Origin of the sequence: Halobium salinum (assembly GCF_026586625.1) — an archaeon.
GTDB lineage: Archaea > Halobacteriota > Halobacteria > Halobacteriales > Haloferacaceae > Halobium > Halobium salinum.
This window is the reverse complement of sequence record NZ_JAODIW010000008.1, coordinates 204,382-217,103: the sequence shown is the minus strand read 5'-3', so window position 1 is coordinate 217,103 and position 12,722 is coordinate 204,382. Positions and strand designations below refer to the sequence as shown.

At 68.6% G+C, this 12,722-nt stretch carries 12 protein-coding genes and 1 tRNA gene; 5 read left to right on the top strand and 8 right to left on the bottom strand.

What is annotated here, in order from left to right:
• The first annotated feature begins 479 nt into the window (after window positions 1-479).
• Both N5095_RS13240 and artA read left to right on the top strand, forming a co-directional pair.
• Complete coding sequence (locus tag N5095_RS13240) at window positions 480-2,699, top strand: BGTF surface domain-containing protein (protein WP_308203540.1); 2,220 nt, start codon at window positions 480-482, stop codon at window positions 2,697-2,699.
• 400 nt (window positions 2,700-3,099) lie between these two features.
• A complete protein-coding gene (gene artA, locus N5095_RS13235) occupies window positions 3,100-4,230 on the top strand; it encodes an archaeosortase A (RefSeq protein ID WP_267623360.1) in 1,131 nt (376 codons plus the stop codon).
• Window positions 4,231-4,300: 70 nt separating this feature from the next.
• Here the strand turns inward: artA and dph5 are convergent, their stop codons facing one another.
• The 8 genes from dph5 to btuC all read right to left on the bottom strand — a co-directional run bounded on the left by dph5 (window position 4,301) and on the right by btuC (window position 10,521).
• Window positions 4,301-5,074 carry a diphthine synthase gene (gene dph5 / locus N5095_RS13230; protein WP_267623359.1) on the bottom strand — a complete coding sequence of 258 codons (774 nt, stop codon included), beginning with the start codon at window positions 5,072-5,074 and terminating at the stop codon, window positions 4,301-4,303.
• A 236-nt stretch (window positions 5,075-5,310) separates the two neighbouring features.
• Window positions 5,311-5,559 (bottom strand): hypothetical protein, encoded by a 249-nt coding sequence (locus N5095_RS13225; RefSeq protein ID WP_267623358.1) that lies wholly within the window; start codon window positions 5,557-5,559, stop codon window positions 5,311-5,313.
• Window positions 5,556-5,915, bottom strand: coding sequence for a DUF7344 domain-containing protein (locus N5095_RS13220; protein WP_267623357.1), 360 nt, complete (start codon window positions 5,913-5,915; stop codon window positions 5,556-5,558). Before N5095_RS13220 ends, N5095_RS13225 begins: the two co-directional genes overlap by 4 nt.
• A 276-nt stretch (window positions 5,916-6,191) precedes the next feature.
• Complete coding sequence (locus tag N5095_RS13215; RefSeq protein WP_267623356.1) at window positions 6,192-6,530, bottom strand: hypothetical protein; 339 nt, start codon at window positions 6,528-6,530, stop codon at window positions 6,192-6,194.
• 205 nt (window positions 6,531-6,735) lie between these two features.
• A tRNA-Thr gene (locus N5095_RS13210) sits at window positions 6,736-6,808 on the bottom strand.
• A gap of 115 nt (window positions 6,809-6,923) precedes the next feature.
• Entirely contained in the window at window positions 6,924-7,928 is a 1,005-nt protein-coding gene (locus tag N5095_RS13205) for a class I SAM-dependent methyltransferase (RefSeq protein WP_267623355.1), read from the bottom strand.
• 56 nt (window positions 7,929-7,984) lie between these two features.
• On the bottom strand, window positions 7,985-9,406 hold the full coding sequence (locus N5095_RS13200) for an ATP-binding cassette domain-containing protein (protein WP_390203180.1): 1,422 nt from the start codon (window positions 9,404-9,406) through the stop codon (window positions 7,985-7,987).
• Window positions 9,403-10,521 carry a vitamin B12 ABC transporter permease BtuC gene (gene btuC / locus N5095_RS13195; protein WP_267623354.1) on the bottom strand — a complete coding sequence of 373 codons (1,119 nt, stop codon included), beginning with the start codon at window positions 10,519-10,521 and terminating at the stop codon, window positions 9,403-9,405. The genes N5095_RS13200 and btuC overlap by 4 nt, the downstream gene beginning before the upstream one ends.
• A 58-nt stretch (window positions 10,522-10,579) precedes the next feature.
• On the opposite strand from btuC, the gene N5095_RS13190 reads away from it, so the two are divergent.
• From N5095_RS13190 to N5095_RS13180, 3 genes are all read left to right on the top strand, one after another.
• Entirely contained in the window at window positions 10,580-11,851 is a 1,272-nt protein-coding gene (locus N5095_RS13190) for a PGF-CTERM-anchored ABC transporter substrate-binding protein (RefSeq protein WP_267623353.1), read from the top strand.
• Window positions 11,852-12,103: 252 nt separating this feature from the next.
• The gene (gene srp19, locus N5095_RS13185) at window positions 12,104-12,382 is read left to right on the top strand and encodes a signal recognition particle subunit SRP19 (protein WP_267623352.1); all 279 of its coding nucleotides are present in this window, start codon (window positions 12,104-12,106) and stop codon (window positions 12,380-12,382) included.
• A 5-nt stretch (window positions 12,383-12,387) separates the two neighbouring features.
• Entirely contained in the window at window positions 12,388-12,615 is a 228-nt protein-coding gene (locus N5095_RS13180; protein ID WP_267623351.1) for an H/ACA ribonucleoprotein complex subunit GAR1, read from the top strand.
• The last annotated feature ends 107 nt before the right edge of the window (window positions 12,616-12,722 follow it).

Below are 12,722 nucleotides of genomic sequence, written 5' to 3'. Positions count from 1 at the left end.
GTACAGGCTCACGGCCCATACATGTTGCTCCACATGTGCGGGCGATATGGCGGGGAAAGCTCGTGGATGGAACAGAACGACAGGAGGCTCGAGAGGTATTCCCGGCGAATACCTTCGCCGGTTCCGACGGACCTCCCCGCTTCGTCCCCCCGAACCACCCCCTTCCCCGAGCCTGTGCCGCGCGACCGACGCCCGTCTGACGCCACGATGACGGTCCGACGACGCTCGGCGCATTTATCCACAAAGTACTTACGTGTCTATCGACGAAGAAACCGTCTCGCGCCCGAATTCGGGAGTGTGAACGTGTAACGGATACCACGCAGCACCACAAAGCATTTATAACGACAGGCACAGGTTTCGAACACCCCTACCCATGGTGGCAGGAGTGAGTATCCCCGCTCGAGTCCGGCGCGGTGTCGCGCTGGGATCGACCCGGCGCTGCGCCGGGCGCGATAGCTCTGGAGGGCGGACGAAAGCTGATGTCGCCGATTGCAGTTGCGGAACCCACACAACCCATGACAGATACTAACGAAAAACTTCGTAGCCTCTTCCTGGCTGCGCTGATGGTCTTCTCGGTTTTCGCCGGGACCGTCGCGTTCGCCGGGACGTCGGCCGCCGCTAACGCGGACGACTGGGACACGGAGGTAGACGTTGCTTCAGGTGCGGACGGCGTCGGCGCCAGCGCGACAGTCTACGCTGGCCAGACGCTCGGCGTACAGAACGTTGACACTATCACGGACATCACCACCGACAGCACTCTCGAAGTCCGCTCGTACGACGCATCCGAGAGCACCATCGGTGGTCTCGAGTCGACCGTCGAAGTCGACAGTGACGGCGACGTCCTCATCGACACGGACGACCTCGAGAGCGGCACCTACGTCCTCACGACGAGCCGCTCGGGTAACGAGATCGTGACCTTCGAGGTCGTCGAACAGAGCATCACCGCCGAGTTCGACGACGAAGAGGTCCAGCAGGGCGACAGCACGACTGTCGACATCTCGTCCTCCGTGCGTAACAACTACGAGGTCTACGTCCGCGCGGACGGCCTCGACGACGAGGAGCTTCAGGACATCTTCAACCGGACCTCGGTCGAAGAGATCGACGGTGAGGACGAAGTCGTCATCAGCGACGCTGAGACGCCCATCGACGCGAACTTCGATGGCATCAGCACTGGTGACTACAACTTCACCTTCGCCGTCGTCGACACGACGGCTTCCGACGAGGCGAGCATCACGGTGACGCGGGAGGGGACGACCTCCTACAGCCTCGAGGACAGCAGCCCGACGGTCAACTCCGGCGACACGGTCAACATGACCATCAACCTGGAGAACACCGACTCGGCTGTCGTCCAGATCGGTAACGCCGAGGACGTTGGCTACCAGAGCACGGTTCTCGTCGAGACCGACGAGGAGACGGCCAACATCACGCTCAACACCTTCGGCACTGCCGCCGACTCGCCGCTCTACGGTGTTTCGGCTGCTGACGACGACACTGACGTGACGGACATCGCCGCCATCAGTGGCGACGACACGGGTGCTAGCGGTGCACTCGAGCAGGGTAACTACGAGGTCGAAATCTACAACGCAGGCGACTACCAGGACGAGCTCGACCAGCCCGAGGCGGAGCAGGATGCTGACGACGTCTCGCCCGAGGCTGTCGGCACGCTCGCCGTCGCTGACGCGGCTCTCGAGAGCGCACAGACCTGGACCACCTACCCCGACGCGGCTGAGGATGTCGGCAACGCGCAGGACGTCCTCGAAGCAGTCGAGGCCGGTGACGTCGTCCAGGACGGTACGATTGCGCAGCAGGACTACGCAGTCGTTCAGATTCAGGGCTCCGGTCACTTCGGTTACCTCGAGCGAGTCGAGGCTAACCTCACCGGCGACCAGACCCTCCTCGGCCAGCTCGACCCGGACGTTCTGAGCCTCTCGATTGAGGAGACGAACCCCGGTCCGAACCAGGATGCTGCCTCTGTGACTCCTGAGGCCATCTACGCGGACGACGAGACGAACAACGTGTTCGTCGTCATCAACACGCAGGGCGAAGACACGGGTCGCTACAACGCGACCGTCGAGGCTCCCGAGGACAGCCCGCTTCCGATCGAGGACTCCTCGGTGACGGCGCAGTTCCGCGTCGTCGACCGTACGGCTGAGTTCGAGAGCGACAACCTCGAGGTTGCCGCCTCCGAGAACTCGACCATCTCCGGTGAGACCTCCATCGCGCCCGGCTCCGACGTGACGGTCCGCGCACAGTCCGTCTCCGGCGCCGAGAACCCGTTCGTCGAGTCGGTCACCACGAACGTCACCGAGAACGGCACGTTCGAGGCCGCCTTCAACTTCAGCGGTCAGGAAGTTGGCTCGAACTTCACCGTCGAAGCCACCGCGAGTCCCGGCTTCGAGGACGACGTGACGGCTGACGCCACGTTCGTCGAGGGTCAGAACGACACGACGACCGCCGACAACGGCACGACGACTGTCGACAACGGCACGACGACGACCGCCGACAACGGCACGACGACGACCGCCGACAACGGCACGACGACGACCGACGACGGCACCACGACGACTGGTGACGGTGCGGGCACGACGACCACCGGCGACGGTGAGGGCGAGACCACGGGCAGCACGCCCGGCTTCGGTATCGCCGTCGCTGTCATCGCGCTCGTCGCGGCCGCGCTCCTCGCGGTCCGTCGCGACTAACTACCGCTAACTCCCGGCACGCGCCGGCTTAGCGACCTTTCGCGGTTCCATTCTTTCGCGTGACTCACACCCGGTAGCGACGGCTGTCCGGTCGAGTTCACCTCCGAAGCCAAATTTCGCGACGTTCGCTCTCGGGCTACTGAACAGCGCGACGGAGCGCTGTACGATACAGGCGGCTCACGCGATACGAACGCCGGTCTCGGTTCGACCGGCAGACCGATGGCGGAGTCGATGACCGAATAGAGTCGTCCCGTGTTCGACCGCTACGACGCGTTCGTTGGTGCTCTTCAATACGTCTCGACGTCGAAACTTACTGACCGATACGTGCGGTCCTATCGATAATGCGAACAGTCTACCCACAACGACAAGGGATTTACCGTCGGGTCGCTAGGCCGATGACATGACCGACCCCTTCGTCGACCCGCTCGGGTGGTTCCTGAGCGAGCCCGACGCTTTCTCCGACGCGCTCGGCTGGGTCGCGATCGCCCTGTTCGTCGCGGCCGCGCTGTTCGAGCGCCGGAGCGAACGCGGCGCCCGCGCCCTCGCCGCTGCCGGCTGGGGGGCCTTCGCCGTGTTCTGGCTCCGACTCGTCTACCACTTCGCGTTCATCCACAAGAGCTACATCGAAGGTGCGCTCACCGTCGCCGCCGTCCCCGCCTGTCTCTACGCGGGCTACCTCCTCTGGAACGGTCGCGAGTCGCTGTTCCTGCTCTCCAGGGCGGTCGCCGCGATGGGGCTCATCTACCTCCCCTTCGAGACCATCCCGGCGTTCACGCTCCTCGGGGTGGCGTTCCCCGCCCCGCGGCAGGTGCTCATCGAGACCGTCGCCGACCAGACCGGCTTCCTCGTCGAACTGCTGGGGTACACCCCCGAGCGCGTCGCCGGTCCCGAAGCGGGGTACGACAACGCGTTCCTCTTCGTCACCGAGAGCGGCCACCGACTCATCATGGAGGTCGTCCTCGCCTGCACCGGCCTCGGCAGTATGGCTATCTTCGGCGGCCTCATCGCCGCGGTCCGCGCCCCGCTCCGCCGCAAAGCCCGCGCGCTCGCGGTCGCCATCCCGACCATCTACGGGCTGAACCTCCTGCGCACGACGTTCATCACCGTCGTCTTCGGCAACCAGTACATGCACTTTTTCGTCGACGAGGTGCTCTTTCTCTTCGGCGGTACCGACCCGTACAACGTCTCCTTCTACCTCTCGGACCGGGTCATCAGCCAACTGCTCGCGGTCGTCGCGCTCGTCGGCATCACCTACCTCGTCGTCCGTGAACTCCCGGAACTGCTCACCGTCTTCGAGGACGTGCTGTACCTCGCGACCCGCGAGGAGTACGACCTCCACGGCGCGCTCGGCATTCACGCCCCGCGCCCGGACGGCGGCGTGCAGACTTCGCCGCTCGGCGGTGACGACACCGGTGGGGCCGCCGGCGCCGACCGGTCGACCGGGACCGACGGCTCGGGTTGCGCCGATGGGGAGCGGTTCGACGACGGCGACGCTCCGGACGCTGACGGCGGCGGCGACGGGCGACGATAGCAAATCGGTAGCGAAGAAAACGGTCGCGTAGACGCGTTCCGGCCGGTCTTCGGTTCGTTCTCCCCGTCGACTACTCGACCGCGACCAGCTCAGCGGGGGCGCCGCCGAACGCTTTGAGCGCCTCGGCTTCGAGGTGGTGGAGGTCGCCCGGGACGACCAGCAGGTGGAGCGGGTCGCCGAACTCCCGCTCGGCGAGCGTGGAGAGTCGGTCCGCGGCGACGATGGGCTCCGGACTCCCGGCCCGTGCGACCGCGACGGCGAGTTCGTCGGCCCACCCCTCGGCGAGCATCCCGGCGGCGACGTCGGCGCTCATGTACTCCTCCCGTTCGGTCTTTATATCGAGGTAGACGAGCGTGTGGAGCCCCCGCTCGCGGTTGTCTTCGAGCCCCTCCACCAGGCTCTTCGGCACGTCCTCTCCGCCGTGTGCGTACGGGAACGGGAGCGTCACCGACTTGCCGAAGCGGTAGTTCTGGAGCCCCGTCAGCCCGCTCGCGGCCGACTGCGCGGTGACGCCGTGGAACACGCGGGTGTCGATGCCGCGTTCGTGTGCCCGGAGCCGGAGGTCGACGTGCGTCGTAGATATCATCGTATCGCCCGCGGTGAGGAACGCGACTTCTCCCCCCTCGGCCGCGTCGAGAATGGGTTCGGGCTCCTGTTCGACGCCCGCGCGGTCGCGGACCTCGATGTCGACGTCGTGGTACTCCTCGAGCTCCTCGACGGTCGCGCCGGCGAGCTTGCTGGTGTAGAACTCGGCGAACGCCCGGTCGCACTCCGAGAGCGCCTCGTGGCCCTCGACGGTGATGGACCGCTCGTCGTAGAGCCCCAGTCCGATGAAGTCGAGCATACGCTCCCTCGCGTGGCGGTCGGGATAAGCCCGCCGTCTCACCGTGCCGGTGAGAACCCGCCGTAGGAGTCGGCAGTCGGAGACGAGGGCGTCCACGCGAATCGAAGACCGAGAACTGAATCGCCGAGAGACGAAGTGCCGAGAAACGAGGCGGAGAGAGAGGGAGAACCGAGGCGGGACCAAGCGACGGACGAAGGCGGTCCCAGCCGTCGTCGGCGACCGTAGCCCGGAGCGACTCAGCGGCTGTCGGCTTCGCCGCCGGTCTCGACGCCCCGTTCGATCATGCCGCCGCCACACTGGGGGCAGGTCCCGTGTCGGCCCTCGAAGCCGGCGCCACAGGTCCGACAGAAGTACCCCGTGTGGGTCCGGGTCGTGTCGGAGTCGGTCCGGAAGAGCCTCGAGCGCGCACCCCGGCGGCCGCGGAGTCGCGCCCGGAGCTGACGGACGACCGCGGGCACTCGCGGGACGGAGGACTCGTCGGTCATCTCACACCCCCTCCGAGAGCGCTCGCCGCGCGCGAGGCGGCCTCACGGAGCGTCGCAATCCGGCAGTCGTTCGGGGTGACTTCGCGGGTCGCTCGGTCGTAGTCGAGGAGGTCGAGCTCCTCGAGCTTCGGGAGGTGGACGTGGTGGAGCGCGTTCGCGACGCGGTCGGCGTGGCCCGAGTCGTCGTCGAACTCGCGGGCCGCCACCGCCCCCGCGAGCGTCTCGAGACCGACGCGGCCGGCGTCCGATGCGTCGAGCGCGTCGAGGGTCCGCTGTCGCCGGGGGTCGGAGAGCACCTGTCCGAGGCAGCCGAGGGCGTGGTCGGGTCGGGTCGTGGCTGGGTCGGTCGCCGCCATCTCACTCAGATATACGTCGTCGGTGCATTAGAGTACCACAGGTCGTTTCGACCGTTTCGGACCGTTTCAACCGGGTATTTGGTGCCTGCCGACCGGTCCGGTCGAGTCACTCGTCGCGGGCGCCTCACCCCGCGATAGGTCTTCACACGCCCGTTCGGCGCCGGTATCTCCCGCGCAAACGCGGGTTGAAAGATAGTAGGCGACCCGTTCCGTATCGCGAGCGATTCTCGGGTGTGACGCGCGTCTGACGGCCGTGAATCGGTAGCTCCCTGTAGCTCACTCCGCGGGACCCTCACCCGGTGGCTCCGCCTCGGTCGTGACGTCGTACGAGTCGAGGAACCCTACTCGGTCGGGAGACCACCGGAAGAACGTCGGCTCCTCCGTCTGGAGGAGCCTGTGTACGACCTCGAACCGGTCTCGGGAGTCGAAGCCGAAGACGTACCCGTTCCCGCGGTACCCTACGCCGGGGTCGTTTCGGTCGTATCTGAACCAGAGGGTGACGGTCCAGATGGGGCCGTCGTACGAGTTCGCCGGGCGGAGGCTGATGCGCTCCCAGTTCTCCCCCGGTCGATTCAGGACGCTGGCTTCGTACGACTCGATTTCGAACTGTGGCATCACGACCAATACTCACGGTTCGGCTTCACACTTCGGTCCGGGGGACGGTCGACTCGGTCGAGGGACACCTGGCCGGTGGAGGGATGTGGAACCACGGTCACTCTGCTCGCTTCGCTCGCGACGTTCCCTGGTTCAAATCCTCACGTATCCTGTCTCGCGCTCCCGGACTCGTCGCTTCGCTCCTCGTCGTGGTCGCGCGAAGAAGAGCCGGTGGAGGGATTTGAACCCTCGGCCTATTCCTTACGAAGGAATCGCTCTGCCAGCTGAGCTACACCGGCGAGGTGTACTCACACCTACCGCGATACACTCAATAAGGGTTGCGGATTCGTCCGCCCGTGGTACGGGTACGCGTAGGCCGCCGGCGGTCTCCGGCTCCCTGGGCCCGGGTTCGACCTACCGCGTCAGCCGCACGTCGAGACAGACGTTGTGTTCGTGGGGTGCGTACGACCGGACGACGTGTTCGGTGACGACTTCCACGTCGTACTCGGGTTCGGCGGCGGCGCGAATCGCCGCCGCTCCGGGCCCGAACGGGTCGTCCTCGTGCTGGATGTCGTAGTAGTGCAGGGTGCAGTCGTCGCCGGCGACCGTCACGGCCGCCCCGAGGAACTCGTCGGCGCTGTGGGGGAGGTTCATCACGACCCGGTCGGCCCACCCCTCGTAGTCGGGGGCGACCTCGCGGACGTCCCCCTGTATCGCGGTGACCCGCTCTTCGACCCCGTTTCGCGTCGCGTTCTCCCGGAGGTACGCCACGGCGGCCTCATTGAGGTCGACGCCGATGACCTCGGCGCCGCGGGCGGCCATCGGCACCACGAACGGGCCGACGCCGGCGAACATGTCGAAGGCGTGCTCGCCCCCGCGAACCTGCTCGGCGACTCGTCGACGCTCGGTGGCGAGGCGGGGAGAGAAGTACACCGTCGCGATGTCGAGGCAGAACTCGTGGCCGTACTCCCGGTGGACCGTCTCGGTCGGCGGGCGGGCGTCCTTGGCGTCGCGGGCGTTCACGAGCACCTCCCAGTCGCGCACCCGGAGTTCGCCCTTCACCTTCGAGGCGCGGTTGACGACCGTCCCGACTCTGAGGTCGGAGGCGACGACTGCCTTGGCGATTTCGCGGGCGCGCTCGGGGTCGTCCTCGTCGAGGATGACTACGTCGCCGAGGCGCTCGTAGGACGGTTCGAAGCCGAGCAGGTCGGCGGGCATCCGCTGCGGTTCGCGGGCGGGGGCCTCGTGGTCGACGACGGCGAACTCGTCGGGTACCGCCGCGGGGTCGGTCACCGGGATGAATATCTCGCCGTCCTCGACGACGATGCCGTGGCTCCGGTCGACGAGGTCGGCGTCGGCGAGCGCCCGGCGGGCGCGCTCACCCTCCTCGCGCGGCACACGCACGCAGGGCACGTCCATACCCGACGGTCGCCGTCCCGCGGAGTAAGCGTGACGTTTCGCGCGTATCGACGCCCCTACGAGTCCGGGAGGCTCCCGTTTCCGTCGGGGCCGAGCGGACGGGTCGTCGGCTGGCCGTCGGAGTCCGACGGACCCACCGCCGCCGCTACCGCCCCGAGCAGGTCGGCGCGTTCGACGACTGTCGCCCGTTCCCTGAGCCCTCGGTAGACCGCCTCTCCACGCTCGCCGGCGTAGTTGCGCTCGGCGAACGGGCGCTCCTCGACGAGGACGAGTCGGTCGGCCGCGCGGGCGGCCTCCAGGTTGGCGAGGTTCCCCTCCCCGACCTCCACGTCGGCGACGACGGTGACGGCGGCGCTCTCGATGCGCTCGACGACGCGCTCGCGGGCGGCGGCGTCGACGGGCGCGAACGGGTCGACGGTGAGGGTGTCACAGCCGAGTTGGCGAGCCGTCTCGGTGTCGGAGTCGCCCTCGTTGAGCGCGCCCACGCTGACCGTGTAGCCGGCGGCGGTGAGGAGATAGAGGACGCGCGCGGCGCCGCCACCGCCGCCGACGACGTGGACGCGACCGGCCGCGCCCCGTTCGGGCCTGTCAGGGAGGGCGGTGACGTACACCGACCCGGTGACGGGGTGTCGCGTCACGACGGCGTTGGCGCCGAAGGCGCGTTCGAGCGTCGACTCCCGGAGGACCCGTTCGGGCGTCCCCGACGCGACACACGCCCCGTCGGCGAGTAGGAGCAGCCCGTCGCAGTAGTGGGCGGCGAGGTTGAGGTCGTGGATGGCGGCGACGACCGTCCGGCCCTCGCCGACCAGCTCCCGGACGAGTTCGAGCGTGCGCACCTGATGGTTGATGTCGAGGCTGGCCGTCGGCTCGTCGAGCAGGAGGACGGGGGCGTCCTGTGCGACCGCCCGGGCGAGCAACACCCGCTGTCGCTCGCCCCCAGACACCGCGGTGATGGGCCGGTCCGCGAAGTCGGCGACGCCGGTCCGGGCCATCGCCCGGTCGACGACGTCGTCCTCCGCGGCCGACCAGCGGTCGAACCGCCCGAGGTGCGGCGTCCGGCCCATCTCGACGGTCTCGCGCACGGAGAACTCGAAGGAGACGCTCGTGTCCTGCGGGACGGTCGCGACGAGCCGGCTGGCGGCCTTCGACGGGACGGCGTGGACGTCCTCGCCGACGACGACGACCCGGCCCGCGTCGGGGCGCAACGTCCCGTTGACCGTCCGAAGCAGGGTGGTCTTCCCGGCGCCGTTGGGGCCGACGAGGCCGACGAACGAGCCCGCGTCGACGGTCGCGTCGACGCCGGTGAGCACGTCGGCGCCGCCGAGGGCGACCGACACGTCCTCGACGCGGACCGCGGGGTCGCGGTCGACGGGGCGGTCCTCCTCGCACGGTCGCTCACGCTCGTAGTCGCCTGCTCTCTCCGAGTCGGACGAGCCGTTCTCCCAGAACCGCCATCCACCCGAGAAAAATCGGCTCACAGCTCGTGCACCTCCCGACTGCGGAGGAGGTAGAGGAAGAACGGGGCGCCGACCGCGGCGGTGACGACCCCGACGGGGAGCTCCGTGCCGCCCATCGCGGTGCGGGCGACGGTGTCGGCGGTGACGAGGAACGCGGCGCCGGCGAGCGCGCTCGTCGGGAGGAGGATTCGGTGGTCGGGCCCGACGAGCAGGCGCATCACGTGGGGGACGACGAGGCCGACGAAGCCGATGACGCCCGACACCGACACCGCGGCGGCGGTGACGACGCTCGCGAGCGCGAGCAGGAGCCGCTTGGTGCGCTCGACCTCGATGCCGAGCGAGGCGGCGTCGTCCTCGCCGAGCAGGAGCACGTTCAGGTCGCGCCCGAAGACGAGCAGGACGAGCACGAGCGGCGGAACGACGAGCGCGACGCCGACCACCTCGTTCCACCCCGACCCGTCGAGGTGCCCCATCAACCAGTAGACGACCTCCCGCATCGACTCGCCGCTCTGCAGGAGGAGGAAGGACGTCACCGCGCCGAGGAACGTCTGGACCGCGACGCCGGCGAGCAGGAGCGTCGCGACGGGGGTCTTCCCGTTCCGCGAGGCGATGAGGTAGACCCCGAAGGCGGTGACGACCGCGCCGACGAAAGCGGCCGCGCGAATACCGAGGCCGAAGGGGACGGCGAACGGGACGACGATGACGGCGACGGCGCCGACGGCCGCGCCCGAGGAGACGCCGATGATAGAGGGGTCGGCCATGGGGTTCCTGAAAAAGCCCTGCATGACGACGCCGGCGGCGGCGAGCGCGAAGCCGACGAGGACGCCGAGCAGGATGCGCGGGAGCCGAATCTGCAGCACGATGGTCTCGTGGGTCGACTCGACCGGGAAGGCGAACGGGTGGACGAACCCCACCTCCGGGTTCGGGACGGGCAGTGCGACTCCGACCACCGGGACCGGGACGCCGGTCCACGCGAGACCGACCGATGCCGGGAGCGCCAGCGCGTTGAGGAGGACGCGACCGACGGCCCCGGGAGCGATGGAGACCGGGCCGACGCCGGCGCTCACGACGACGACGGCCACGAGGACGGCAAGCAGGCCCGCCGACCAGGCGGCCGTCCGGCTTCCGCGGTGCACAACTAAAGCCGACTTGCAGTAGGTAAATATTTATTGAATACGCCCGGCGTCTACGACGATGCGAACACCAACTACCGGACTGCTGTTGTCGACACTACTGGTCGTCGCCGCCGTCGCCGGTGCCCTTCCGGGCGCGGTGGCGGCCGCGGGCGTCGGCACCGGCGTCGAATCGCCCGCCGCGAATCCGACGACCCCGAACGTCGCCGTGCAGGCGGGGACCTGTGAGTTCCCCGTCAGCGCCACCGACGCGACGGGGACCGAAGTGGCGGTCGAGGAGCGACCCGAGCGCGTGACGACGCTCTCGCCGAGCGCCGCCCAGACGATGTGGGAGGTCGGCGGCGAGTCGCAGGTCGTCGGCGTGACGCGCTTCGCGAGCTACCTCGACGGCGCCGAGTCGAAGGCGAACGTCTCCGGCTCCGGACAGGCCGCTATCAGCGTCGAGAAGGTCGTCGGCACCGAGCCGGACCTCGTCCTCGCGCCGAACGTCGTCCCGAACCAGACGGTGACACAGCTCCGCGACGCCGGGCTCACGGTCGTGAAGTTCGAGGCGGCCACGAGCGTCGAGGACGTGCGCGAGAAGACGACGCTCGTCGGCGAACTCACCGGCAACTGTGAGGGGGCCGCGCAGGCCAACGCGTGGATGATGCAGAACGTCGCGGCGGCGGAGAACGCCACCGCGGGCGTGGAGCCGGTCCGCGCAATCAACGCACTCGGCGGCGGGTTCGTCGCCGGCGACGAGACGTTCGTCGACGCGATGCTCGCCGTCTCCGGCGCGACCAACGTCGCCGCCGAGGCGAACGTCACCGGCTTCGCCCAGTTGAGCGACGAGACCGTCGCCTCGCTCGACCCGGAGTACGTCGTCGTCACCTACCCCGGCGCGGTCGACCTGAGCGCCCAGCCGTGGGCCGACACGCCCGCCGGGCAGAACAACGCGACGGTGACGGTGGACTCGACCTATCTGGGTCAGCCCGCCCCGCGCAGCGTCGTCTTCGGCGTCCGCAACCTCACGGAGGCGTTCCACCCCGACGCCTACGGCGAGGCGCAGTTCGTCTCGCGCAGCGAGGTCGAGGCGAACGCTTCGACCGGGAACGCCACGGACGAGAACGCCTCTGCGGGCGACGAGTCGACCGACGCGAACGCGACGAGCACGACGGTCGCCTCCGACTCCACCGCGTCCGAGGACGGTGACGGCGGTGCCGAGGTCACGACTGGGACGGCGACCCCGACTGAGACCGGCGACGAGACGAGTTCCACCTCCCCCGGCTTCGGCGCCGGTGTCGCCGCACTCGCACTCCTCGCGAGCGCCCTGCTGGCGGTTCGGCGGGACTGACGGCTCCTGCGGCCCTCGGTACGGGTCGTTTTCTTCGTTCTCCGATTTCGCTCGTTTCGCTGACGCTCCCTACCTCCCGACTCGCTTCGCTCCTCGGGACCACGGTCGGACCGCTCACTTACGCTCGCGGTCCTCCCTGGTGTCGCCGAGGGGACCGAGGCGACACCACGGTCGCTGACGCTCTCTGGCCCAGCCTCGCCTTCGCTCGGCTGGACCACAACCGTATTACGGGGCGGACACGCCCCTTGAGACATGGTCGAGAACGTCATCTATCCCGCGTACATCGACGCGGACTTGACGCGCCGGAAAGGTCGGCGGGTCCCCCTCGACGTCGCCGTCGAGAACCCGACCGTCGACGAGATAGCGAAGGCGGTCCAGCAGGTCGGTTACGACGCCGTCGTCGAACGCGACAAGACGTACTCCCGGGAGTGGGAGGAGCGCGGTCGCGTCCTCGTGCAGGGCGCCGACGACTCCAGCAAGAACGACATCGTGCAGGCGGTCGCCGCCTACGTCGGCATCCTCCGCGACTGATGGCCATGCAACGCCTCGGCACCGTCTCGCGCACCGCTCAGGGCCTCGCCATCGTCCGGGCGCCCGAGGGGTCGACGCCCGACATCGGCACGATGGCGGTCGACGAGTCGCTGTCCACGGTCGGCCGCGTGGTCGACGTGTTCGGCCCCGTCGACCACCCGTACCTGGCGATTACGCCGAACAGCGGCGTCCACCTGCCGGAACTACTCGGACAGAAGCTGTACGCGCGGTAAGCCTCGAAGCCGGCCTTCCGCTTCCTACGACATTCCGACCTCGGGAGCGACGCTCCTACCGGGAAGTCGACGTCGGGTGGGGCTCCGAAAGGGGCCGGGGGGGGGGG

Bases quoted from the DNA above. Each gene is read 5' to 3' on its own strand.
- N5095_RS13240 (WP_308203540.1), top strand. From the start codon at position 480: ATGTCGCCGATTGCAGTTGCGGAACCCACACAACCCATGACAGATACT.
- artA (WP_267623360.1), top strand. From the start codon at position 3,100: ATGACCGACCCCTTCGTCGACCCGCTCGGGTGGTTCCTGAGCGAGCCC.
- dph5 (WP_267623359.1), bottom strand. From the start codon at position 5,074: ATGCTCGACTTCATCGGACTGGGGCTCTACGACGAGCGGTCCATCACC.
- N5095_RS13225 (WP_267623358.1), bottom strand. From the start codon at position 5,559: ATGACCGACGAGTCCTCCGTCCCGCGAGTGCCCGCGGTCGTCCGTCAG.
- N5095_RS13220 (WP_267623357.1), bottom strand. From the start codon at position 5,915: ATGGCGGCGACCGACCCAGCCACGACCCGACCCGACCACGCCCTCGGC.
- N5095_RS13215 (WP_267623356.1), bottom strand. From the start codon at position 6,530: ATGCCACAGTTCGAAATCGAGTCGTACGAAGCCAGCGTCCTGAATCGA.
- N5095_RS13205 (WP_267623355.1), bottom strand. From the start codon at position 7,928: ATGGACGTGCCCTGCGTGCGTGTGCCGCGCGAGGAGGGTGAGCGCGCC.
- N5095_RS13190 (WP_267623353.1), top strand. From the start codon at position 10,580: ATGCGAACACCAACTACCGGACTGCTGTTGTCGACACTACTGGTCGTC.
- srp19 (WP_267623352.1), top strand. From the start codon at position 12,104: ATGGTCGAGAACGTCATCTATCCCGCGTACATCGACGCGGACTTGACG.
- N5095_RS13180 (WP_267623351.1), top strand. From the start codon at position 12,388: ATGCAACGCCTCGGCACCGTCTCGCGCACCGCTCAGGGCCTCGCCATC.